Here is a 23,921-nt window from a genome sequence, read left to right on the forward strand (position 1 = left end):
TTGCTGAGAGTTTTCTGAGCCATGGGTTAAACAGGTTCCCACAGTCGTAACGTCGAAACGTCAATGAAGATGCCGCGACTAAGTGTGCTGTTATGTCTCAACTCAAGAATCCTGCGCCTTCTGATCACGAACACCATATTCAGGTCAGACGCGCGGCTGTCGCCAGTACCATCGGCACCACTATCGAATGGTACGACTACTTCCTCTACGGGACCGCCTCGGCGCTGGTGTTTCCGCACCTGTTCTTCCCCGATGTCTCTGCCTACGTCGGGACCCTCGCCGCCTTCGCCACCTACTTCGTCGGGTTCCTCGCCCGCCCGGTCGGTGCTGCGATCTTCGGGCACTGGGGTGACCGAATCGGCAGGAAGGTCATGCTTATTGTCACCTTGCTGATGATGGGAATCTCCACCGCCCTCATCGGCATCTTGCCCGGCTCGGCGACGTGGGGAGACGCCGCGCCGATCATCCTCATCCTCCTGCGAGTGCTGCAGGGCATCGCTGTCGGCGGTGAATGGAGCGGATCGGTTCTGCTCTCCATGGAATGGGGCGACCAGAAACGTCGAGGTCTCATGGGCAGCTGGCCTCAGCTCGGCGTCGCTATCGGCCTCATCCTCTCGACCGGGCTCATGTCTGTGTTCAACGGAATCTTCGGCAAGGATGCGTTCATCGCCTGGGGCTTCCGGATTCCATTCCTGCTCAGCTTGGTATTGGTCGCTATCGGCCTCTACATCCGGCTGAAGATCATGGAGACTCCGCAATTTTCGAAAGTGGTCGCGGAGGAGACCACGACGACTGCACCGCTGCTGCAGGTGATTCGACGGTTCCCGAAGGAAATCATCCTCTCTGCTCTGCTGAGGATGTCCGAACAGATGCCGTTCTACGTCGTCACTGCCTTCGTGCTGTCGTACATGACAACCGGTTCCCACGGCCATGACTACACGTACAACTTCGTGCTCATCGGCACACTCATCGCTGCAGGCGTGGAGCTCGTCCTCGTTCCGCTTTTCGGGCTCTACTCCGACACGATCGGGCGGAAGAAGATCTACGCGTGGGGCGCGGCCATCATGGGCGTATGGGGCTTCATCTACTTTGCGTTCCTCGACAGCGGCGTCACCTGGTTGGCGTTCCTCGCCCTGTGCTTGGGTCTCATACCCCACGCAATGCAGTACGGGCCGCAGGCGTCGATCATTGCTGAGAGCTTCCCGACGAATCTCCGCTACACCGGTGCCGGACTCGGCTATCAGCTCTCATCGGTCATCGCCGGCGGCCCAGCGGCACTGATAGCCACCTGGCTGATTCACCAGTTCGGAACGGGTTACGCGGTTTCGGTCTACATCCTGGTCTCAGCGGTCATCACACTGATTGCATTGAAGCTGCTCAAAGATCGGTCACGCAGTGATATTACGGAGGACTCAACGTACGAATGAGTGGAGGGAGCGAAGGGCCCTCAACCAACGCGAAGGACGGTGGCGCTACTTGAAGCACCTCCACCCAACTGGGCCCCCAGTCCAATGCAAATCTTCTGGGTCGGTACTTTCCATTGCAACCTGGTAGTAGACGTTCATTTCAAACTCTGAGTCGAACAGACCAATCAGCTCATCGCCCTCGCCGTGAACTCTGTGCCACACCAGGAATATCATCGCTTGGGACTTGTTCGATCTCATGTTTCAACCCCTACGATCACGCCCGGCACGGCAGCTGGTAGCTAGCTGGCATATTAGTTGCGTAGTGACTTGTCCGGGACTGATGCAGGGTTAGGTGACATCTAATCTGGCTTGTTCATAGGCAAGCCTGGAAGGATAGACACCATGCCACAGCCCTACCCGAAAGAATTCCGCGACGACGTGATCCGCGTCGTCCAGACCAGGGATTCCAAGACGACGATCGGACAGATCGCCAAGGACTTCGGAGTCCACGAAGGCACCATCAACAAATGGCTCCGCCAAGCAGAAATCGATGCCGGCAACAAACCCGGCAACACCAGCGACGAGTCCGCCGAACTACGAGAGATGCGTCGGCGCAATCGTCTGCTTGAGCAGGAGAACGAGGTCCTGCGCCGCGCGGCCGCGTATCTGTCACAGGCGAATCTGCCGTCAAAAGGCTCTACCCGCTCGTGAGAGAGCTCGCCGCCGACGGGATCCCCGTGGCGGTGTCGTGCCGGGTCTTGAAGCTCTCCCGCCAGCCCTACTACCGGTGGCTGGCAGCACCCATCCCTGAAGCAGTCGTCATTGAGGCATATCGGGCCGATGCGCTTTTCGATGCCCACCGCGATGATCCCGAGTTCGGGTACCGATACCTCGCCGACGAAGCCGAAGCGGCCGGCCAACCCATGGCGGCACGCACTGCGTGGCGGTTGTGTTCGGCCAATGACTGGTTTTCCGCCTTCGGTAAGGGCCGGGCGAAGAACGGGAAGAAACCCGGCCCACCCGTTCACGACGATCTGTGCGCGGTTGTCGATGCCGACGGGCGGACCAGGCACGAGTTTCGAGCTGATGGCCCGAACCAGCTGTGGTTGACCGACATTTCGGAGCACCATACGAATGAGGGCAAGCTGTACCTCTGTGCGGTCAAGGACGCCTACTCGTCGAGGATCGTTGGCTATTCGATCAGCTCGAGGATGAAGGCCCGGTTGGCTGTCGATGCCCTCGAGATGGCTGTGACCAGGCGGGGTGACGTGGCCGGATGCGTGACCCACAGCGACCGCGGCAGCCAATTCAGATCGAAGAAATTCACTCGGGCTTTGGCCTGTCACGGCATCATCGGGTCGATGGGACGAGTAGGCGCAGCGGGCGATAACGCGGCCATGGAATCGTTCTTCGCCCTGTTGCAGAAGAACGTTCTCGACCGTCGCCGGTGGACCACTCGCGACCAGTTGAGAATCGCGATCGTGACCTGGATCGAGCGGACATATCACCGACGTCGCCGACAAGCCCGGTTGGGTCGATTGACACCAGTAGAGTACGAAGCCATCATAGAGCCAGCTGCTCTCGCAGCTTGACACTCAAACTGTCACCTTTCTTTGCATCAGTCCCTCCTATCGTGAAACGGAACTGCCTGCCTCGCAACTTGAATTGGCCTAGCACCTCTCCGACGAAGTGGCCGTGTCTATGTCGGGCCGATGACGGTGGTGTGTCATACGGTCACAAGCTCGCTAGGCATAGTTGTAGATCTCTGCGACTACCAATAGATCGCGCCCAGTCATCGCCCACCCACTCGCGTGTGATCTTCGTAGTGGCCAATTCCGCGAGCCAAGTCGCACTTCGCCCTGCCGCCTATGGTTGAACGGGAGTGCGCTCCTCCGCCATCATCCACTCGACGATTGCAGCGACATGAGCATCAACGGAGTCGATGGCAGGCAGGGGAGCGGCCTCCGGGGGAACCAACAGGCCGATCTCCGTGCAGGACAGCACTACCGGGTCCGCACCGCTACATAAACCACACAGCTCTCAGACTGCAATTCGGCCCGTCTTGGAAGCCGGGTATTCGTCTGAGCCAGTTGAAGGTCTGTGGAAAGCCGGGGCGAGAATATGCCGGAAGACTGAAGGAGTGGTGGAGACCGAGCCGATCTCCACCACTATTGCGAATCCCGAGCACACAACGCGTGTGCTCAGCCGACAACCTTCACCACCAACCGAAGATTCCCCATACGATGAAGGGCCCCACAGCAACCGATGCTAAACCGTAAATAAGCAGCTGCCTGAAAAGACGAGGTCGCACCTGCTCCTCGGCTGAACCAAGGATCAGACCGCCGGTGATTCCGAGCGGATTGATGTCGACGACGACCGATGCCAAAGCCACAGCGAGAATCGCTCCGATAGGCGAGACTCCAGCATCAACAACGCTTGGGAGCAACGGCATGACGGTCACAAAGACAGCAATGGAGCTTGCGGCGAACGATGTGATTCCAGCGATATAGCAAAGGAGCAACAATGAAATCATGGGGGACCCGTCAACCGTCAGGAGCTGACTGATTCTCTCAAAGGTCCCCAGACTCTGCATGACTCCGATGTATGTGAGCAGGCCTCCGATGAGCAGGATCACCGACCACGGAATTTTCGACACGGCTTCTGAAGGTTCCATCCGCAGCACAAGCATCTGCAGACAGGCCACTGTGGCCCCAAGCAATCCGATATTGGCGTCAAAACCCACGGCTAGAACTAATACGAGACCGATTCCTCCGAGTGTAACGACGAGCTCTCGAGTACGAGGAGCGGTTCGCGCGAGTGTGGCGACACCGCCTCCGGACGAGTCGAGCGGCTCATCCGAGTGCCCGATTTGGCCCTTCGGCAACAGATTCCGAGCTCGAGAATAGATCAACGCGCCCACGCAGACCAGAATGCCGGCGAGCATCGAACCTGCCAGCAGAGTGATTGGGGTGTGGCTGGGCACAAGGAGGTGCGATGCACCGATCTGCTGTTTCGCAGCAATTCCGAAAACGGCCAGAGGTGACAACAGCCCACTGAGAATTCCCATGATCCCGAGTACAGCCATCATCAGCGCTGGCAGCCCATAGCGGGCGGACAACCCCAGCGCGATCGGAGCTACGATCGCGGTTGCCGCCGCGGGTAAGGTCCCGAAAGCTGTCAAGAGGGCACCAGCGAAGAAGGGAACCAGCGCCACAAGGGTTGCGTTATTGCGGACCAACCGCAGAATGCCGTCAAGCATCCAATCGAGCGTTCCGTTGATTTGGGCGACGCCGAATAGTGCGGTGACGCCAACGATCATGATGAAGAAGTCGCCAGGGAATGAGGCAATGACCTCGGCCGATTCAAGCCCTGCCAACGTACTGACTCCGAAAGCGGCAGCGAGTGAACCAAGCCCCAGGTTGAATCCCTTGAGCATGGTTGCGGCGAATAGAAGAACAAGAACAAGTATGGACACGTCTGCGATATTCACGGTTCTGCCCTTCAGATCACTTTGCTTGAACGGAGTGCTGACACTTCTTCATGCGTCAGCGCACCGATCTCTTTCAAAACATCATCGGTGTCTTCGCCGAGGGCCGGGGGAGGTCCGCCGATGGTGTTTGTGAAACCAGAGAACTGCCCTGCCGGCGCTTGCACAAGTCGAGTTCCGCCGAATCCATCGTCAACCTCGACAACCGAACCGCGAAACCTGATGTGAGGATCATTGCAGACCTCTTCAGCGGAGTTGATCGGACCAGCGGCCACGCCTGCATGGTTCAGCTTCTCCAACAGTTCGTCAGCGTTGTGAGACTTAACAAAGTCTGCGACCTTCGCCTCGATCGTCTCGCGATGTTCGAGCCGTGTCGTCATCGTCCGGTAGGACTTCAGCTCAGCAACGCCCATGACGTCGACAAGACGTTCCCACATGCGTTCCGTCGATGCCGGGATTGCAACCCATCTCTCGTCTCGAGTCTGGTACAGATTGTTCGGGCTGATATGAGGGTTCTTGTTCCCCTGCCTCTGCACACTCGAACCGGTCACGCTGTATTCAGTGATGAAATCTTCCATCATTCGCAGGAGCGGTTCATAGAGAGGAATGTCGGCGAGTTGAGGTTCTCCGGTCAGGTCCCGCTGGCGCAGGGCAAGCATGGCGGCAAATGCGCCGTAGATTCCGGTTACACCATCTGCAACGGGGTAACCGGCAAAAATCGGAGGGCCGTCAGGTTCGCCCGTACGATGGGTCAGCCCAGCATACCCCTCTGCTACTCGTGCAAATCCCGGTCGATCCGCGTACGGGCCGGTGCGGCCGAACGCGTTGATGTGGACCATGATGAGATCCTTCTTGAACTTTGTGAGATCGTCGAAGTCGATTCGGTACTTCTTCAGTGTGGCGGGTCGGAAATTTGTCACCACAATGTCAACTGTTCGGACCAGTCGGCCGACTAGATCTGCAGCACCGTCGTGATGCAGATCGATTGTGACACTCCGTTTGTTCCGCCCATGCATCGCCCATGCGGCGGACAGATCACCGACCAGTGGAGGATACTTTCGAGCCGGGTCTCCTTCGCCTGGCTGCTCAATCTTGATGACGTCGGCCCCGAAGTCGCCCAGAAGCGATGCCGATAAGGGCCCGGCGATGATTGTCGAGAGGTCTAAGACACGAATACCCGATAAGGGCTGATCCGCCATAAGTGTTTTCCTTTCACACCGTCGTGAGAGCAATGCTGTGAGCATGCGTCTTATGCAAGCTTCGGCGCTGACACCCCGGGTGGGAAGAAGCGCACACCGCGCAATCGTGAGAGGAAAAACCTCTATCATCGCTGAATGAGAGTTCAACGAGCACGGTACTTCTTAGCTGCAGTCGATACCGGATCTTTTCGATCCGCTGCGGATCGTTGCCAGGTCAGTCAACCGACTTTGAGGGAGCAGGTGACTCTACTCGAAGAGGAACTCAACGTTGTGCTGCTGACCCGCAGCAAAATGGGCGTGCGGCTCACAGCGGCCGGTCGAAGTATCGTGCCGTATTTTAGGCGTCTGATTGCTTCGGAAGAGGCTGTTCATCGTATGGCGGCTGAAATGAGTGGCGCTTACCGTGGTCGAGTTGTCATTGGATCTATCGCCGCTCTCGCCGAGACGTTGATTGCTCCTGTGACCTCGAGATTGCTTGCGCAACATCCTGATCTGCGCTTCGAAGTGTCAGAGGCGAGCTCGGTTGAGATCGAATCAAACGTGCTCAGTGGCGCTCTGGATATCGGGGTGATTTCGGCGCCTCGGACTTCCGCTCCAAAGGGGATAGCCCGTACCCGAGTTGTCGAGGTCAGCTTAGGTGTCGTCGTTCCCGCAGACCATATTTTCGCCAAACTGAAAGCTGTTCGGTGGGATGATGTGGAATCTTGGCCGATCGTGACCATGCGACCAGGTACCGTCATCGGGCAAGAAGTCGCGAGTCGGCTCCCCCACGCCGACGTCGTAGTGCGGGCGGCTTCAGCACGGACCGTACGGGTCATGGTTCAGAACGGTGCAGGGGTCGGCATACTGGCCGCAATCGATTTTCAGAATCACGATACGGCCCTGACATGGCTTCCGCTCCTGGACACACCTCGATTGGAACTCTGTTTGGTTTACCGTACGGACAGCCAACCTTCGGCGTCTGCGCTGATCGTTCGACGATTTATCCAAGAACAGGGGGCTTCGCTGGTCGCGACTTGAATGCGTATTCCCCAGCAAGTCCCGCGGCCATTTTCGCACGCTCCTGAGGCTTCAGGATTTAGGGAACGTCGAGGAGACCTCGAATACTCGTCAGTGAGTCACGCCTGTGCTAATGCCCCAGTGCTCTAGACTTCGGATAGCGGTCTCATACAGAAGGACATCACGGACGGGGAAACCTACGATATGTTCCTGACGAACTCTCGAGGCGACCGGAGCACCCGTTTCGTGCGCTCTCGATGTCGAGAGTCTGTCAGCGCATCGTGTTTAGCTGATTCCGTTAGTACGCTTCTATCGGAGGCATAGCTGGTCTGCTTGGGGACTCGATACTCCATTTAGCCACGCAGGCCCGTGGTTAGCTGATCGCGGTAGCCTGACAATGCTGTGGGCACACACCTTCTCTTAAATGCATACACAGTGGGCGGAAGACGAAGACGATTCTGGAGCTAGCGGATCGCCGTCGACGGTCCATCAAAAATATGCAGACTCACTTTTCGTAGCGACCAGCAAGCGGCTCTAATTAAATAAGTAATTTCAAGAGATTTCGGCGCGCCTTGTTGAAGTACTTGTTGATATATCGTTGTGTCAATGGTGTCATTTTTAGAGGTCGCGACGGCCAAGATTGAACACGACACGTGCTTGTTCTTTTTATACTTCGGTGGCACAATCGGTCCAGTAGTCGGAAAGTTCGCCGAATTTTTAATATCTGTGGGCTGTGAGTCGTAGACGACATGGCTTGCTTGTCGGTTCAAAGAAGAAGCGATTGCGAGGATTCATGCACACTCTTGACGCCGGATCGTCCGTTCTCACTATGAGCGCTCATCACTCACCGGTGATTTCCGTCGAGTCCGGAGATGTCATCCGAGTCGAGACCTTGGACTGTTTTTCCAATTCGGTAAAGACGGAGGAAGATCTATTCAGCTCGGTTGGATGGGATAAGGTGAATCCTGCTACTGGGCCGATAGCCGTTAAAGGTGCATCGCCCGGGGATACGCTTCGAATCGATATCCTCGACATCGAAATAGGGGACGAAGGGACAATGACAACCCACCCCGACCTCGGAGTGCTGCCCGGCACAGTGGAGGAACGTACTAAGAAGATTCCGATCGTTGATGGATGTGTTGAATTCGACGAGAACTACTCTTTTCCGATTGAACCAATGATCGGTGTGATCGGTACAGCTCCGCCTGAGGAAGAAATACCGACGGGCACGCCTGCTGATCACGGTGGAAACATGGACACCAAAAAGATCGCTGCGGGATCCACGCTGTACTTGCCAGTCGAAGTACCTGAAGCCTTGTTGGCCCTAGGCGACGTACATGGTGCCATGGGCGACGGTGAAGTTGCGGTGTGTGGCTTGGAAATCGCTGCTTGGGTCACTATTCGCGTGAGCGTTGTCCCCGGACGACCAGTGCCGCTTCCATTCTTAACGAGTCCAACAGAGGCTATAGCTATTGCTTCACGAGAAGACCTCATGGATGCAGTCCAGGAAGCTACACGCATGATGCGAGACTTCCTTGTGCAAAATTCCGCCCTCGATTCTACCGATGCCCTGATGCTCCTGTCATTGAAGGGAACGGCCAGCATCAGTCAGGTTGTTGACCCGCTGACTACTGCACGCATGGAGGTGCCGCGCACTCTCCTTTCTGCCTACGGAGCTGAGAGCGCGATCGACATGTGACCAATTTACTTGTGTCATTCGATTCAGAGCGGCAGACCACGTGGAGGAGCCGTGAAGGCCAGCCAGCCAACGGTGCTCAGGGCAGTCGGTCTGAGGTGATCTCGTCAAAGGTGATAGGGAGAAGAACTATGGCGTACAACGGGTCGGTTGAGCAATTCGGATACAAGCAGGAACTCAAGCGAAGTCTGACTTTCACTGACATCCTGATTTACGGTCTGATATTCATGGTTCCTATTGCGCCGTTCGGTGTCTACGGCGAGGTCATGCAAGGGTCCAAGGGCATGCCGGCACTTGCGTACCTGATCGGCATGTTCGGAATGATCTTCACAGCCCTCAGCTATGCTCGCATGTCAGAGCAATTCCCGCTGGCGGGTTCTGTCTATTCCTATGTGGGTCGCGGGCTCAAGAAGTCTCTTGGATTCATCGCTGGCTGGCTTATGCTCCTGGACTACCTGCTGGTTCCGACCTTAATGTACGTTGTCAGTGCCGCAGCATTGACCAGTATAGTTCCAGGAGTCCCCGCCTGGGTATGGATCGTCGTCTTTGTGATCATCAATACCGTAATCAACTATTTCGGCATTGAGATGACGGCACGGATAAACAAGATTTTCATCGTGTTTGAACTGCTCGTACTTGCAATATTCCTAATTATAGGAATCAAAGCAATAGCCGAGGGTACAAACGGTGCAACGTTCAGCCTGGACCCATTGTTTAACGCCGATAACTTCAGCTTTGGGCTGGTGCTTGGCGCAACGTCGATCGCGGTGCTCAGCTTTCTTGGGTTCGATGCGATCTCAACACTGTCGGAAGAGTCCAAAGGAGGGCCCAAAGCTATTGGACGAGGAATGGTCTTCTCGCTGCTGATCGTCGGTGTGCTTTTTATCGCCCAGACATGGGTGGCAGCGCTTATCGTGCCGGACTATGAAGGATTCAGCGACTTGGACGGGGCGTTTTATGCGACCGCTGAAGTCGCTGGGGGCCCATGGCTCGGCATTCTTACAGCGGTTGCAACGGTACTTGCATGGGGCATCGCTGACGCTCTCGTGGCGCAGGCCGCGATTTCACGTTTGCTGTACAGTATGGGCCGCGACCGAGTGCTGCCTCACATTTTTGCACGGGTTCATCCCAAATACAGAACCCCGTATGCAAGTACGTTTTTTGTCGCTGGCATATCCATAGTTTTGGGCTTCATCTTCATCGGCGAAATCGGACCATTGAGTTCGCTCGTGAATTTTGGCGCGCTGACGGCATTCCTCTTGCTGCATATCAGCGTGATCAATCATTTCGTCGTTCGTTCACGGAGCAGGGATCTGTGGAACTTCTTGGTTCTACCAGCTATCGGGTTCATTATTCTGCTGTTCGTCTGGGTCAACTTTGATGGCACCACGATGATCATGGGATTTTCGTGGCTGGCGGTCGGCGTGGTCATAGCCATAGTGAATGCAAAACGCGGAAAGACGATTGAATTCAATGCTGGGTGAGGCTCACCGTGTCTACGTGCACGGACTCAGCTGAATGCGTTTTGTCAATCTGGTTGCGGCCAAAAGATAACTGGTAATACCGTCACACGAGTTTGGATGCCAGTTATCTGAGCTTCGCCTTCAGCACAGGCGCAAGTAGCCACCCAAGCTAGGATGCGAACGGAAGGACGAACTGAAGTCCTGATCGTCTTGACTGTTATCCACCCTCACAATCATCGATTTATAGTTCAATTCCTTGGTCTCTGCGAACAGTTTCCCCCGGGAGTAATCAGAGAAGGTCTCAGGCATTTGTACGGCCGCCCACAAGATTAAGAGACGCCGAATAGCTCTCCACGCAAACGTAGGCGCATGGAGCTGGGTCTAGGACGAACCAGCCCTGAACAATACCGCCGTGTGAGTGTCTAGTGAACTTGAGGGTTGCCTGCGAAAGGCAGGGCGATGCGGAGGTTATTGGTCTTGCGTTCAAGTTCGCACTGGCAGGCCGGAAACTGGGTCGCGTCGGTTTAGTGGTTGAGTGTTCATCCCGGGGAAGTTCGTTCACACCGCCGCCAGCTCCTCCGCCATCATCCACTCAACAATTGCAGCGACATGTGCGTCTACGGAGTCGATGGCGGGCAGGGGAGCGGACTCCGGCGGAACCAGCAGGCCGATCTCCGTGCAGGACAGCGTCACGGCGTCGGCGCCGCGAGTCTTGAGGTCGTTCATGATCTCGACGTAGCGGGCACGTGAGGCATCGGTGAATTTTCCCTGTGTGAGCTCGTCGAAGATGATCTGGTCGACCTCGAGGCACGTCTCTTCGTCGGGAACGAGCGTGCGAACCCCCTGTGCTTCGAGCCGTCCGGTGTAGAAATCATCGAGCATCGTCCACTTCGTGCCGAGCACCGCCAGAGTCGAATACCCCTGACGCTTCGCCATCGTCGCGATCGAATCAACGATGTGGATGAGCGGAGCGTCAACCGATTCTTCAATGGCCGGGGCGCACTTGTGCATGAGGTTCGTAGCGATCGCGACAGCCTCAGCGCCACCGTCGACGAGGCGCTGCGCCGTCGACACAAGCGATGCGTCATTGCCCGCCCAGTCCTCGGCGACCTGCATGGCGCGGATATCCGCAAAGTCAGTGGAGTCGAGAAGGATCTGCGCCGAATGATGACCGCCGAGGCGCTTCGCCACGGCATTGTTGATCTTCGTGTAGTACTCGATGCTCGAGTGCCAGCTCATTCCACCCAGCAGGCCGATCCTGCGCATAATCCTTCTCCTCAACGTCGCGATGATGTCTCTTAACTCCAGTGTGGTTCGTCTCATCTTCCTCCGGTAGACCCAGATTCCACTGCTCTGGCATAAGCTTGACTTATGGCTAATCTCTTCGAGCAGGCGCTCGACGTCGGTGATCCGAAGCGCCTCCTCATCTTCGGCGCCATCGCCGAGGCCGGCAGCATCGGTGCCGCGGCACGCGAACTCGGTTGGTCCCAACCGGCCCTGTCCCAGCACATGACCGCTTTCGAGAAGGACCTCGGCGTCATCCTCTTCGACCGCACACCCCGCGGCATCAGGCTGACCACCGCCGGACAGCTCGCCCGGATCCGCGCCGCCGAGGTGGCCGCCTCGGTGACGGGACTGCGCGGAGATCTGGCGAAAGCCTTCGGCCTCGGCGGCCGCAATGTCCGCCTGGCCGGATTCCCCAGCTTCGTCATCGGCCCCCTGGCCGCCGCACTGGGCCGTCTCGAAGCCGACGCCGGATCCGAAGCACCGCAGCACCACTCCTACGAGGTCGCCGAGGCAGAACCACCCGAAGCCATGGCGATGCTCGAAGACGGCGCCATCGATATTGCGTTCCTCTTCCATCACGAAGACGAAGCACCCCCAGAGATTTCCGGCCACATCACCGTCGAACTCGGCACCGACCACCTCGACCTGCTGGTGCCGGAGCGATGGAACCGAGCCGGGCAGATCCAACACCTCTCCGACGTCGCCGACCTGCCCTGGATCATGGGCTGTGTGAGGTGCCGGTCCACCGCCGAGCGACTGTGCCGACGAGCCGGATTCGAACCCCGAACCCGTCATATCACCGACAACCCCGGCGCCATCCAATCACTCGTCTCCAACGGACTCGGCGTCGCCCTGCTGCCGCGCAGCGCCCGCCGTTACTCACAGGTGGCCGGCATCGACTCGATCGTCGTCGCCGAAGCCGGAGCTCGCAGAGTGACCGCGATGATCCCCGACGGGCTGACGGCGGCCTCAGAGGTCGAGGACCTTCTCACCGCACTGCGATCCGGCGAAATAACCGAGACACCCGCGACTCCTGAGATCACCCCATCGACACCGACGGCCCCTGAGAAAACGTCCTCCCCAGCAACAGCCAACAGCATCATCGACAGCGCAGGTCACACAGAATGCTGAAGTTCAACCGAGTTCTCGATAGATGGCTGACGGTGACCACAGCCGCGGCGATCATCGTGATGATGGTCCACATCGTCACCCACGCACTCGTACGCTCGATCTTCCACGCTCCGATCTATGGGACCAACGAGATCGTCGAATACTGGTATCTGCCGATCGTCGCGCTGCTCGGGATCCCCGCCGCGCAGCTGCAGAAGGAACACATCACCGTGACCATGGCCGTCGAGCGGGCAAAACCTGCCACCGCCGCGGTTTTCACGGTCTTCGCGTGCCTCCTCGGCGCGCTCGTGTCGCTCGCCTTCGCCTGGTTCGGGTTGACCAAAGCCCTGCAGAACACGGCGATCAGGTCGACCGCTGACGTCTCCGACGTCATCACCTGGCCGGTGTACTACCTCGTGCCGATCGTGTTCGTGCTGCTTGCCGTGCTCTACGTCCTCGACGTCGTCGCGATCCTTCGGCGCCGCACCACGGGCGGGGAGGGGCAGTGAACGCGAACACCGACCTCACCGGCGCACCCCTGCCGTCAGACGACGCGAACACCACCAGCCCCCAGAGCCCGACCACCACCACGCTCTTCCCCTCCGGATCCCGCCGCGAACGGCCCGGTGCTCTGGCCCTGACCATCGGGTTCGGGCTCGTCACCGTCTGCCTCGTCGGTCTCTTCACCAGCCCGTCCGCTGTCATCGGCGGAGCCTGGTGCATCGGAACGATGCTCGTGCTCCTCTTCCTCTCCGTCCCCGTGGCCATCGCCCTGTCCGTGCCGTCGATCATCGGCGTCTACGCCGTGTCCGGGATCCCGGCGACGATGAACATCCTCTCCACCGCACCGTTCAGCGCCGTCTCGGACTGGACGATGAGCGTGCTGCCGATGTTCATCTTCATGGGCATGCTGCTCACCCAATCCGGCTTGTCCGGCAAGGTCTACCGCGTCGCTGACCACTGGTTCTCCTGGTTGCCCGGCGGCATCGGCATCGGCACGACCTTCGCCGGTGCCGGACTGTCCGCGGTGACCGGGTCGACCATCGGCATGACCTATGCCCTCGGACGAGCTGGCATCCCTGAAATGCTCAAGGCCGGCTACGACAAACGCATGGCCGTCGGGACCATCATGGTCGCCGGCATGACCGGAAACCTCATCCCGCCTTCGATCCTCATGGTCGTCTACGCAGGAATCGCCTCCGTGCCTGTGGGACCCGCCCTCATGGCCGGCGCCCTGCCCGGAATCCTGCTCGCGGTGTGCTTCGCCGCCTTCATCTTCGCCATCGGAGTCATCGCCCCGACACTCGTCGGGCGCAGCCGCACCGCCGACACCACAGCCAATCCAGACAACACCGCCCGCCGAACCACCACCTGGCGTGACCGGTTCACGTCCCTGACCGGCATCTGGGGCTTCGCGATCATCCTCGTCGTCCTCTTCGGCGGCATGTTCTCCGGCCTCTTCACCCCCACCGAAGCCGGAGCCGCCGCAGCACTGTGCTCACTCCTGCTGTGCCTGTGGGAGAAACGCGGCGACGGTCCGTGGCGCAAGGTCGCGGAATCGGCGATGGCGACGGTGGCGGCCACCTCGGCGATCTTCTTCATCATGATCGGCGCGACCATGCTCACCAGCCTGCTCGCGATCACGGGACTGGCCCCCATCCTCACGAACTTCATCACGAGCCTGGGCCTGTCGACGGTGGGCTTCCTGCTCGTCCTCATCGTCCTCTACATCATCATGGGCATGTTCTTCGACACCCTGTCGATGATGCTGCTGACCATCCCGATCCTCCTGCCCACCCTCGAGACGATGGGTGTGAGCGCGCTGTGGTTCGGCGTCTTCGTCGTCCTCCTCGGCGAGTTCGGCATGATCACCCCGCCGGTCGGCATCATCCCCTACATCGTCCACAGCATCGCCAAGAACCCCGAGGTCAACCTCGGCCACACCGTGACCCTGCGCGACATCTTCATCTCCCTGCTGTGGTTCCTGCCCGTGGCCGTCATCTTCCTCATCCTCATGATCGCCGTGCCCGGCATGACCGAATGGCTGCCCGATCTCATCGAACGCACCAGCGGGGGAATGTCCGGCTGACCCGCGCCGAGGTGGCCCCGCCCATCCGTTGAAATCCGCCGTTCGACCGGCTGCCGCAGTGTGAGGGGAGTCATGGTAAGGGTGACCTCATCCAGGCATATGATTGGAGTGATTTCACAGCCTTCGTTCAAAGGAGTCCCATGAAGCGCATCCGTTCGGCGGCAGTACGCCCCGCCAAAGCCGTCGCAGCGGTCGCATCGCTGGCACTGTTGGCCGGGTGCGCCGGATCCGTCGGCGGTGACGGAGCCGGTTCGAGTGACTCCGCGGGGGAGGGCTTCGCCCATGACGCCTCCCAGGAAGAGATCGATGAGGCTCTGGCCGACCTCGACCCGGTGACGTTGAAGTTCCAGCCTTCGGCAATGTCGGAGAAATCAATCCTCGCGCCGAACGGGTTCGATGTGAAGAAGGCGATCGAGGAACGCTCGGGTGGCAAGATCACCGTCGACATCGTGTGGGGCCAGGCGATCGCCAGCTACGCCGATGTCGATGACGCCCTGGCCGATGGCCGCGTCGACCTCGCCTTCACCCTGCCCTCGTACACCCCGGCCGAGTACCCGGCCTTCGACGCGATCGGCACGGCGATGTCGACACTGCCGGCCTCGCCGGTGGCCAGTGACCTGGCGGCGAACGCGGCCGGTGTGCAGGCAGCGTGGGAGACACCGGAAGTCCTCGCCGAATTCGACGACAAGGGACTCGTCCCACTCATTCCGATGCTCGCCGCCGGTGGGTACTCGACGATGTGCTCGAAGCCGATGACCTCGCTTGAGGATTGGAAGGGCAAGCAGCTGCGCGTCGGTTCGGCCGCGGCCGGCAAGCAGGTCACCGATCTCGGTGCGACTCCGGTGTCGCTGTCGTTCCCCGAAACCTACGAGGCGCTGCAGCGCGGAACCGTCGACTGCGATCTCGGGCAGTTGGCTCCGAACGTCGAAGCCGGCACGTTTGAGGTGGCTCCGAACATCGGTGTTGCCGCTGATGCGGGCATTGCGCGTTCGGCCGGTGCGATCACGGCGGGCAAGAAGTACTCGGAGCTGCCGGTGGCCTATCAACAGGTGGTCTTCGATGCGATGGCGACGACGTTTTCCACGATGATGGAGGTCGTCATCGGGGCCAAGGCGATGGCCGTTGAGCAGGCGAAGGACAATGATGGTTCCGTCGAACCGTTTGCCGACGACGTGCAGAAGCAGATGGCGACGTACGCGAAGACTCTGTCGGATGAGACCGCCGAGAAGTCCGGCGTGCCTGATGCGCCGAAGACGCTGAGCACCGCTGGAACCGAATGGGCGAAATCCGTGTCCGAACTCGGCTTTGACGACAAGGGCGACTTCGCTTCCCTCGACGAGTGGTACCCGGAGGACGCGAACTACGACAAGCTCGGCGACGAGCTGTTCGAGAAGGTCATGGCCGAGCATCGGCCGGAGTGAGTGGGAAAGCCTAAAGGTCGACGGCCTGTGCCCCTAGATTGAGCTGGGGCAGCAACGCCCCTCAACCATAGCGACGCCATCTAGTCGACGGGCCCGACTAGATGTTACGAAAGTACATCCTGCTTTACGGAGCTATTCTTCGCGATGTACAAGCAGAGTTCGTTCACCCCTATCAGAAAAATCCCGGATGCGAACGACACCGCTCCAGCTGCCGTGATCTCGGTAAACAGGAGGAACACACCCACGACCAAGAGTGGATAACTGATACCGGTGAGCAGAACTGAACGACGAGCACTCTCATTCACTCTTACTGATCTCCGACCTGAATCGTGTAATTCGTGATCTTGTGGGTCACCACTCCAGTGGCTTGCTGCTTCACGTGGATGATCGCTCCTTTCGAACTGCCGCCAATCGTTCCAGACATCTTCGCGCCAGTCACAGTGAACTTGCCTATCGGGCTAACGGGGCCAGTCTTTGCTGGCGACGGAAGGCAGAGTTGTGACTCGCCGTCGATTTGGATCTTCGTCGGCAACTTCGGCTTGTTGAGGACGACCCCAGTCGGGTACGGGGCCTCAAGGTCGACAGGTTGGACTACAGAACCGTAGCCAAGTCGACGGGATTTGCGACTTTTCGCCGCTTCTTGGTGGGACGCCAGGATTCCATATATTCTCCGTTCGACCCAGTGCAACGTAGTTGACCTGGATGGCGAAGACCACTCAACACTAGCGGGGTTATTTGGCAGGGCGCCTCTCCTGAAAGTATGAGATGCTGACAGGGCGAACAAGGCGGGAGGTGGCAACTGGTTCGATATGATGGAGTTCGTCACAAAGGCTACCTTGAAGAAGCCGGAATCGGCCGTGCGGCACGCAAACGACAATGACAAGTACTGTGCACCAGTCGAGTTGAAATACAAGGGAAAAGTCTACGACCGGTTCAAGGCGGTCTCGCCAGTGTCGCATAAGGGCACGAACGTGATGGCGTCATACCCAGCAAAGAAGTGTTAATGACTAAAAGGATTCGAGACCTCGACTACGTCCTCGCCGGAAGGTTGGCTGACATGGTTGGTGCTGTGGGCGACGTGGAAGTCCGAGGTGCTGAGATGACATTTCCGATGCGTGATAAAGATGGTTCGCTCGTGAACTTCAGCTTTGATATCCGCGGGCTCGCTGACGAAGTCGAGTCGAATGGCTCCGACGCCGTAGTCGCGATGGGGAACAGTCGAGGGGCGCAACGCGCGGCGCTCTCGTTAATTGCAAACGGCATCCTCGAAGAAAATCATGAATACTGGGATACGTCTGCGGACGAAGAAGTGGTGTATCACGACGATGAGTATGAACCGATCGTGATTGACGTGGAAGATTTCCCACCACGCCGACGTAAGTAGGCAAATGGTGCCACCTCGAATCAAGCAGCTCCTGGATAGTTGATCGGAACCTCCTCGACTCGCATGGAGAGAATCTCTGGGTCCGGTCCGGTTCGGGTGCCATGCGATAGATGAGTCAAAGAGTCGAGAGTAATCGGCCTCTTTCGCTTTCACGAGGCGCTACCCCGCAAACTCTCAATCTCAGCCCTACCTGATCTACTAGGCTGGTGACGGTGTCGAACCGTGGCACACCACGCCGGGGCAGGGTGCAGCGAGCGCGCCGAACGATGCTCCACCTCGGCGAGTCTAATCGGACGAGAGAAGGGTTGAACGGGTGACGATCCTCTACACCATCGGACTGGGCGTCCTCAGCGCGCTCATCGTCGGATTCCTCGTCCGGCGGATGATGCTCACCGGCACCGGGGCCGCCCGCAACACCATCGTCTCTCTCATCATGGGCCTCTCGATCTGGCCCATCACCCTCCAGGCCTACAAGATGCTCGGCATCTCCGCAGGCGGATACTATCCGACCCTCGACATGAGCTTCCCGGCCATCATGGTCTTCCTGCTGCTCTTCGCCTGGTTCATCGTCATTCAGATGTTCGTCCTCCTCGCGATCGAACTGGTCATGCCTTCGGGCACGCTGAGCTCGCTCATCCGAAATGCGCCGAAGATTCCCACGTGGTATCGCCGTCTCAACCGACTCGCGCAGATCCAGAAGATCCTCATCAAGTTCGGGCTCTCGCGCTACCTCAAGCCGAGGATCCCGACATTGCGGGTGTCCCTGCGCGAGATCGCCTCGACCACTCGTGATGCCCTGGCCGCCTCCGGCGTGACCTTCATCAAACTCGGCCAGTTCATTGCCACTCGCGGAGATATGATCCCGCATGAATTCGTCGAAGAGTTCTCCACTCTGCAAGCCGGGGTGAAACCCGTTCCCTTCGCCGAGGTGAAGGACCAGCTGGAGGCCGAATGGGGCCGCCACGTCGCCGAGGTGTTCGCCGAATTCGACGAAGTCCCCTTCGCCGGCGCCTCGGTCGCTCAGGTCCACCGTGCGGTGACCTTCGAGGGCCGGGCGGTGGCGGTGAAGGTGCAGCGCCCCAAGATCCGCAAACAGGTCCGCGCCGACTGCGATATCGTCCTCACCCTCGCCGAACGGCTCGAGCGGACCACAGATTGGGCACAGAGGATCGGCATCGGGAAACTCGCCCGTAGCTTCGTCGACTCGCTGCAGGGAGAACTCGACTACCGCGGGGAACTCGCCCATATCGAGGCGCTTCGGATGGCCGACGAGACCGGACGGTCGAGTACGGGGACCGACTCGACCGTTCATATTCCCCACGTGTACAAAGAACTGTCGGGTGAATACGTCATCGTCATGGACCTCGTCGAGGGGTCACCGCTGTCCCACGCCGCCGAGGTGGTCGACGGCCTCTCCGACATCGCGCGCAGAGAGATCGCCCAAGACCTCTTCCTCATGGTCGTCCGCCAGGTCCTCGGCAAGGGCATCTTCCATGCCGACCTCCACCCCGGCAATATCGTCATCTCTTCGGCCGGTCGCGCCGGCCTCGTCGACTTCGGTGCCGTAGGCCGCATCGATAAGCGTGACCGGCGAGCCATCGCTTTGCTGCTCATGGCCTTCGACTCGCAGAATTCGCAGGCGGCGACGGCGGCGATCCTTGAACTCCTCGGCACGCCGAGTGATGTCAACCTGCGGGAGCTGCAGCGTGAGATCGGGCAGATCATGCTCAAATACGGTGACGGACTGCCCGGATCGACATCGGCGGCGCTGTTCGGAGAGCTCATCGACTTCGTCGTCGACTTCGGGTTCCCGATGCCGGCCTCGGTGGCCACAGCGTTCCGGGCGATCAGCACTCTCGAAGGGTCGATCACCAGGCTGGTACCGGAACTCAACCTCCTCGCGCTGGTGACGCAGAACGGGCGGATGCTGCTTCGCGAAGTCGGGGGACTGGGAGTCGACCGGCAGGAGCTGGCACTCTACGCGGCGGCAACTGCCCCGCAGCTCGCCGAGCTGCCGGGTCAGCTCTCCCGCATCGCCGGGCACCTGCAGGACGGAACCCTCGATGTCGGTACGTCAGGATTGAACATTTCGACGATCAAGAATCTGCTTGTGTCCACGGTGGAGCAGTTCATCCAGGTGATTGTCTCGACCGCGCTGATCCTCGGCGGGGTGATCCTCATGGCCGCCGACTTCGGCCCGCCGCTGGCCCCGGAGCTCAAACTCTTCACCTACTTCGGCGCGTGGGTGTTACTGGCTGGTAGTGTGATCGCAGCGCTTGTCCTCGCACCAGCGCTCAGACAGCGAATGATGTGGGAAGGGCTGGGTTAGATCAGGTGACGGAGCCGGTGGAGTCGACGCGAATCAGCGATACCGCACTCATCTTCGAAGGCGGTGGAATGAGGGCCTCGCTCACCAGCGCCATGGTCGTCACTCTGCTCAAGGCCGGTCTGTCCTTTGACTGGGTCGCCGGAATCAGTGCGGGCGCCTCGAACACGGTGAATTACCTGTCCGATGATGCGTGGCGAGCCCGCCGGTCGTTCGTCGAGTTCGCGGCCGATGAGCAGTTCGGCGGACTGCGATATTTTGCTCGCGGCCAGGGCATGTTCAACGCCGAATACATCTATCAGCAGGCCGGCGGACCCAATGAGGCGTTGCCGTTCGATTGGGACGCCTTCCAGGCGAGTGCCGGTGACATGCGGGTCATCGCCTTCGACGCGGAATCCGGTGATGACGTGGTGTGGTCCAAGAAGGACACCCCGCATATCGACGACCTTATGATCAGAGTCCGGGCGTCATCGACGATGCCGGGGCTGATGCCGCCGGTCCATCTCGATGGGCACGTGTATGTCGACGGTGCGATGGGCGAAGACGGCGGAATCGCGTTGAGCCAGGCCCAGCGCGAGGGATTCGAGAAATTCGTCGTCATCCTCACGCAGGAGCGCTCTTACCAAAAAGCTCCGCAGCGTTTCCCGACGCTCTATCGCAGCATCTTCCGCCGGTATCCCGCACTCGGCGATGCTCTGCTGACTCGCTGGAAGCGGTACAACGAGACACGCGAACGCATCTTCGCCCTCGAGCAGGAGGGTAAGGCACATGTCTTCGCTCCTGAGCGCATGTCGGTCGACAACGGCACCCGAGATCTCTCCCGGCTCGCCGCGGCCCATCGCATGGGCCTCTCCCAATCCCGGCGTGAGATGCCGGCGATCCGCGAGTTCCTCGGGGTGTGATCCGCGGGCCGCTGCGAGACCGCCAGCAGCTCTTCGCCGCTCGATTCCGTGGAAACGTCGCCTACTTCTGCTCCTGCATGGTTCCACCAAGAACATCACCGCAGGCTCCACAGCGCGACAGGGAATCAGACGCCCATCGGACGGTCGACTAACCTCTGAAAGACAGCGCGGCTAGTCTCTCCGCCCGATGGAACCCCAGGTGCGGTAACAGGCAATCTCACCCCAGAGACAAACGACCACTCATTGCAGCTTGCAGAATTGACTCTGCTCCTGAAGCATCGAGCAAAACGGGATTGTTGTCGCAGAGCCGCTTGGAGGCGACCCCCTTCTCTGCGGCCAACCCAATCGTGGTGGGATCGAAGCCGATCTGGCTCAGAGCACTGGGAATTTCTACTCCGGACAGATATAGCTGCACGAGACGGGGTGCTGCGGCCGCTAGTTGTTCTTCGCGGTTTTCGCCTGCATTCGTTCCGCTGCTGTCAGCGAGGATGAGCGCATGATCCGCTTCCGAGACACTCGCTGACAAAACGTCGTCTGCAATCACACATCTTCCGATGGTCCTCGCAATCTCTGCGTATTCCGGAATTCGAGCCTGACGGTTGTACTCCATGACGTACGGCATGAGCAGTCCGGTTCCGACTCCGTGTGGTGTACGTGTAGCAGCTCCGACTGGGTACTGAAGCGCGTGAGCGGCGGCGTTGCCCGCAGTGCCGAAAGCCAGTCCACCGAGGAGTGCGCCGTACATCACTTGTGCGCGCGCATGCAGCGAATCCGGTTCCCGATAAGCCCGCAGGAGCCCTTCGCTGATGGACTGAATTCCTTCAAGGGCCAAAGAGCTTGTGAGCTTGCTCTGCCCTATAGCTACGCGGCTTGCCAAGAGATCGGGGTGCCTGTCTCTCCTGATGGCGGTGTACGACTCTATGCAGTGGGTGAGCGCATCGGCACCGGAAGCTGCAGTTACCGAGGGCGGACAGGTAAGTGTCAGCTCGGGATCGCAGAGTGCCACTGTAGGAATCAGATAGGGACTCGAAACTCCTGCCTTCACGCCTTGATCAGTATCTGTCATCACTGCGACCGGGGTGACCTCTGAGCCAGTTCCAGCTGTCGTTGGAATTGCCACTATCGGGAGAATAGGGCCTGGGACTGCAAACTCTCCGAAGTACTGTTTGACATCCCCCGGGTGGGCGAGCAAGCACGAGACAAGTTTTGCCAGGTCAATACTCGAACCTCCGCCAATTGCCACTACCGCGTCTGTCGAATGCCTCTTGGCAGCCGACACGGCAGCGGCGATGTCTTCCATGGGCAGCTCCGGCGAGACGTCAGAAAATATCTCCACTTCAATGCCGCTGTCGGCAACGTTATTCAGCAGTGTGTTCACTTCCGGGTGCGTGACCATCGATGGATCAACACAGAAGAAGACTCGGGTGCCGAGGGTATTGAGGATTTTCGGCAGGCTATGACGCTGACCTGTACCGAAGATGATCTCTCGTGGCGCGCGGAATCCCGCAAACAGTCGGTTATATTCAAGCTCTGACATAGGTCCCATTCCATTCTCGCTAGTATCTCGTATCGTTAGTTCTTGTATTTATCGTTCATTTAAAATCTATCGGAGGGGCCAAACTCATGCGACAGGTTGTTTGTTCGTTCGTCCAGATTGGTTTCCTGTTACGAACCATCAACAGTCACGTCACTTTCCAAATCACTGATGGCACGGACGTCGCGGTCGCGGATCAGCCACGTGCAAGCGAGAGTTACTGCGCAGGAGAAGACCACATAGGTCAATGCAGCATTAAGGGCTCATCGTAATTGAGAGTGTAGAACCGGTCTGAAGCCACCGGACTCGAGCAGACACCTCGCGATGTAATGCGTGAGGTTGCGGAATCCCAGCGCGGACCCGCGTAGATGCTCGAGTCTGCCGTTGATCGCTTCAGTGGGACCGTTCGACGTTCCCGGTCGGGTGAAGAATGCGAGCACATCAGCAGCTCGACGCTTCAACGTTCGTCCTAACCGTTTGAGCTCGACAAGTTCGGGTGGCAGATTCGTTGTCAGGGCGTCGATGACCGTTTGCAAGAGTCTCTTGCCCTCTTTGCGGTCCGCGGTTCGGTAAGCGCTGACAATGTCTTGGTAGACGGCCCAGGTGACTTCGACTTCGGTGAAGTTCGGGTCAGCGAAGAGGTTCGCGATTCTTTCCTGCTGCTTGGTCGTGAGTAAGCTGCTGCCCGTGTGAAGAGTTCTTCTTGCCCGGTACAACGGGTCCTTTGCTCGTCCGCGATGGCCGGTTGTCTCCTGCTGAACTCGGCGACGTACCTCGTCGAGGGCATCACCGGCGAGTTTGACGACGTGGAAGGGGTCCATGACTTCGACAGCGTCGGGCAGCTCCTCAGCTGAGGCTGTTTTGAAGCCGGAGAATCCGTCCATCGCGACGACGTCGATGCCCTCACGCCATTCTTTCGGTCGGTCTTTCAACCATTGTTTGAACACCTGCTTCGAACGGCCAGCCACCATGTCGAGCAGACGTGCCGAGCCTGTTCCCTCGCTGATCGGGGTGAGGTCGATGATGACGGTGACGTACTTGTCACCACGCCGGGTGTGCCGCCATACATGCTCGTCGACACCAATGACGCTGACCCCGTCGAAACGGGTCGGGTCGTTGATCAACAACCGCTGACCTTCGGCGAGGACGGCGGAGTTCGCGGTGTGCCAGGACACGGCGAGTTTCGCAGCGATGACGGACACGGTGTCGTGATCGATCACGAGAGCACGCAACGCCCAGTCGAGGCCGGTTCGCGAGATCTTCGCTCGTGGTGGCGCCGCAGCTGTGGTGTCTTGACGCCAGACGCGGCCACACTCGACGCACTTGTAACGGCGGAGGCGAATGTGAAGCGTGGTTGGTCGGTGGCCGAAAGGTTCGTGGGCCAGCTGGCGGACGACGGTATCGCGAACGATCCCGTGACCACCACATCGTCGGCACCAGTCATCAGCAGTGTTTGGACGGCATTCCAGAATGGCTTTGTGCCCGGTGATGTGTTGGCCGGTGCAGGTCAGATCGAGGTCATTGAGTCTGCAGAAGGTCGTGAGGTCAGGCGTCGAGAAAGTAGGCTTGGCCACGTCGAGGTCTTTCGGATGGACGGTGTGAGAACTTCCATCATCGG

At 59.1% G+C, this 23,921-nt stretch carries 17 protein-coding genes; 12 read left to right on the forward strand and 5 right to left on the reverse strand.

Annotation, left to right across the window (positions count from 1 at the left end):
• Positions 1 to 92 precede the first annotated feature (92 nt).
• Both ACSE4D_RS15450 and ACSE4D_RS15455 read left to right on the forward strand, forming a co-directional pair.
• Positions 93 to 1,427, forward strand: a complete 1,335-nt coding sequence (locus tag ACSE4D_RS15450; protein ID WP_426937413.1) for an MFS transporter — start codon at positions 93 to 95, stop codon at positions 1,425 to 1,427.
• Positions 1,428 to 1,808: 381 nt separating this feature from the next.
• Positions 1,809 to 2,998, forward strand: a protein-coding gene (locus ACSE4D_RS15455) for an IS3 family transposase (protein WP_370035633.1) whose coding sequence is annotated in 2 segments (ribosomal slippage) — positions 1,809 to 2,093 and positions 2,096 to 2,998 — 1,188 coding nt in all. Because the reading frame shifts where the segments join, the coding sequence is not laid out codon by codon here.
• A 623-nt stretch (positions 2,999 to 3,621) separates the two neighbouring features.
• On the opposite strand, the gene ACSE4D_RS15460 is transcribed toward ACSE4D_RS15455, so the two are convergent.
• Both ACSE4D_RS15460 and ACSE4D_RS15465 read right to left on the reverse strand, forming a co-directional pair.
• On the reverse strand, positions 3,622 to 4,896 hold the full coding sequence (locus tag ACSE4D_RS15460; RefSeq protein WP_436326189.1) for an SLC13 family permease: 1,275 nt from the start codon (positions 4,894 to 4,896) through the stop codon (positions 3,622 to 3,624).
• Positions 4,897 to 4,907: 11 nt separating this feature from the next.
• A complete protein-coding gene (locus ACSE4D_RS15465) occupies positions 4,908 to 6,092 on the reverse strand; it encodes a CaiB/BaiF CoA transferase family protein (protein ID WP_436326190.1) in 1,185 nt (394 codons plus the stop codon).
• A 135-nt stretch (positions 6,093 to 6,227) separates the two neighbouring features.
• Between ACSE4D_RS15465 and ACSE4D_RS15470 the strand changes: the two genes are divergently transcribed.
• The 3 genes from ACSE4D_RS15470 (at position 6,228) to ACSE4D_RS15480 (ending at position 10,271) form a co-directional block, all read left to right on the forward strand.
• A complete protein-coding gene (locus tag ACSE4D_RS15470; protein ID WP_436326191.1) occupies positions 6,228 to 7,112 on the forward strand; it encodes a LysR family transcriptional regulator in 885 nt (294 codons plus the stop codon).
• A gap of 772 nt (positions 7,113 to 7,884) precedes the next feature.
• Positions 7,885 to 8,790: an acetamidase/formamidase family protein gene (locus ACSE4D_RS15475; RefSeq protein ID WP_426937416.1), complete on the forward strand. Its 906-nt coding sequence runs from the start codon at positions 7,885 to 7,887 to the stop codon at positions 8,788 to 8,790.
• A 128-nt stretch (positions 8,791 to 8,918) separates the two neighbouring features.
• A complete protein-coding gene (locus ACSE4D_RS15480) occupies positions 8,919 to 10,271 on the forward strand; it encodes an APC family permease (protein WP_436326192.1) in 1,353 nt (450 codons plus the stop codon).
• A gap of 537 nt (positions 10,272 to 10,808) precedes the next feature.
• Here ACSE4D_RS15480 and ACSE4D_RS15485 read toward each other — a convergent pair.
• Positions 10,809 to 11,516: an aspartate/glutamate racemase family protein gene (locus ACSE4D_RS15485; protein ID WP_436326193.1), complete on the reverse strand. Its 708-nt coding sequence runs from the start codon at positions 11,514 to 11,516 to the stop codon at positions 10,809 to 10,811.
• Between the two features lie 105 nt (positions 11,517 to 11,621).
• Here ACSE4D_RS15485 and ACSE4D_RS15490 point away from each other — a divergent pair, with 105 nt between their 5' ends.
• From ACSE4D_RS15490 to ACSE4D_RS15520, 7 genes are all read left to right on the forward strand, one after another.
• Positions 11,622 to 12,668, forward strand: coding sequence for a LysR family transcriptional regulator (locus ACSE4D_RS15490; RefSeq protein WP_436326194.1), 1,047 nt, complete (start codon positions 11,622 to 11,624; stop codon positions 12,666 to 12,668).
• The gene (locus ACSE4D_RS15495; RefSeq protein WP_436326195.1) at positions 12,662 to 13,156 is read left to right on the forward strand and encodes a TRAP transporter small permease; all 495 of its coding nucleotides are present in this window, start codon (positions 12,662 to 12,664) and stop codon (positions 13,154 to 13,156) included. The genes ACSE4D_RS15490 and ACSE4D_RS15495 overlap by 7 nt, the downstream gene beginning before the upstream one ends.
• The gene (locus ACSE4D_RS15500; protein WP_436326196.1) at positions 13,153 to 14,736 is read left to right on the forward strand and encodes a TRAP transporter large permease; all 1,584 of its coding nucleotides are present in this window, start codon (positions 13,153 to 13,155) and stop codon (positions 14,734 to 14,736) included. The genes ACSE4D_RS15495 and ACSE4D_RS15500 overlap by 4 nt, the downstream gene beginning before the upstream one ends.
• A gap of 140 nt (positions 14,737 to 14,876) precedes the next feature.
• Complete coding sequence (gene dctP / locus ACSE4D_RS15505) at positions 14,877 to 16,157, forward strand: TRAP transporter substrate-binding protein DctP (RefSeq protein WP_436326197.1); 1,281 nt, start codon at positions 14,877 to 14,879, stop codon at positions 16,155 to 16,157.
• A 1,003-nt stretch (positions 16,158 to 17,160) separates the two neighbouring features.
• Positions 17,161 to 17,541, forward strand: a complete 381-nt coding sequence (locus ACSE4D_RS15510; RefSeq protein WP_436326198.1) for a hypothetical protein — start codon at positions 17,161 to 17,163, stop codon at positions 17,539 to 17,541.
• Positions 17,542 to 17,854: 313 nt separating this feature from the next.
• Positions 17,855 to 19,870: an ABC1 kinase family protein gene (locus ACSE4D_RS15515; RefSeq protein WP_436326199.1), complete on the forward strand. Its 2,016-nt coding sequence runs from the start codon at positions 17,855 to 17,857 to the stop codon at positions 19,868 to 19,870.
• Positions 19,871 to 19,887: 17 nt separating this feature from the next.
• Positions 19,888 to 20,769 carry a patatin-like phospholipase family protein gene (locus ACSE4D_RS15520; RefSeq protein ID WP_436326200.1) on the forward strand — a complete coding sequence of 294 codons (882 nt, stop codon included), beginning with the start codon at positions 19,888 to 19,890 and terminating at the stop codon, positions 20,767 to 20,769.
• A 217-nt stretch (positions 20,770 to 20,986) separates the two neighbouring features.
• On the opposite strand, the gene ACSE4D_RS15525 is transcribed toward ACSE4D_RS15520, so the two are convergent.
• Both ACSE4D_RS15525 and ACSE4D_RS15530 read right to left on the reverse strand, forming a co-directional pair.
• The gene (locus tag ACSE4D_RS15525) at positions 20,987 to 22,306 is read right to left on the reverse strand and encodes an iron-containing alcohol dehydrogenase (protein ID WP_436326201.1); all 1,320 of its coding nucleotides are present in this window, start codon (positions 22,304 to 22,306) and stop codon (positions 20,987 to 20,989) included.
• A gap of 260 nt (positions 22,307 to 22,566) precedes the next feature.
• A complete protein-coding gene (locus tag ACSE4D_RS15530) occupies positions 22,567 to 23,877 on the reverse strand; it encodes an ISL3 family transposase (protein ID WP_426936723.1) in 1,311 nt (436 codons plus the stop codon).
• Positions 23,878 to 23,921 lie beyond the last annotated feature (44 nt).

Source organism: Brevibacterium sp. FAM 27836, assembly GCF_051351055.1.
Classification (GTDB): domain Bacteria; phylum Actinomycetota; class Actinomycetes; order Actinomycetales; family Brevibacteriaceae; genus Brevibacterium.

Excerpts from the sequence above, each read along its gene's own strand:
- ACSE4D_RS15510 (WP_436326198.1), top strand. The coding sequence starts at position 17,161 with ATGACTAAAAGGATTCGAGACCTCGACTACGTCCTCGCCGGAAGGTTG.
- ACSE4D_RS15465 (WP_436326190.1), bottom strand. The coding sequence starts at position 6,092 with ATGGCGGATCAGCCCTTATCGGGTATTCGTGTCTTAGACCTCTCGACA.
- ACSE4D_RS15470 (WP_436326191.1), top strand. The coding sequence starts at position 6,228 with ATGAGAGTTCAACGAGCACGGTACTTCTTAGCTGCAGTCGATACCGGA.
- ACSE4D_RS15485 (WP_436326193.1), bottom strand. The coding sequence starts at position 11,516 with ATGCGCAGGATCGGCCTGCTGGGTGGAATGAGCTGGCACTCGAGCATC.
- ACSE4D_RS15490 (WP_436326194.1), top strand. The coding sequence starts at position 11,622 with ATGGCTAATCTCTTCGAGCAGGCGCTCGACGTCGGTGATCCGAAGCGC.
- ACSE4D_RS15480 (WP_436326192.1), top strand. The coding sequence starts at position 8,919 with ATGGCGTACAACGGGTCGGTTGAGCAATTCGGATACAAGCAGGAACTC.
- ACSE4D_RS15475 (WP_426937416.1), top strand. The coding sequence starts at position 7,885 with ATGCACACTCTTGACGCCGGATCGTCCGTTCTCACTATGAGCGCTCAT.
- ACSE4D_RS15495 (WP_436326195.1), top strand. The coding sequence starts at position 12,662 with ATGCTGAAGTTCAACCGAGTTCTCGATAGATGGCTGACGGTGACCACA.
- ACSE4D_RS15525 (WP_436326201.1), bottom strand. The coding sequence starts at position 22,306 with ATGTCAGAGCTTGAATATAACCGACTGTTTGCGGGATTCCGCGCGCCA.
- ACSE4D_RS15450 (WP_426937413.1), top strand. The coding sequence starts at position 93 with ATGTCTCAACTCAAGAATCCTGCGCCTTCTGATCACGAACACCATATT.
- dctP (WP_436326197.1), top strand. The coding sequence starts at position 14,877 with ATGAAGCGCATCCGTTCGGCGGCAGTACGCCCCGCCAAAGCCGTCGCA.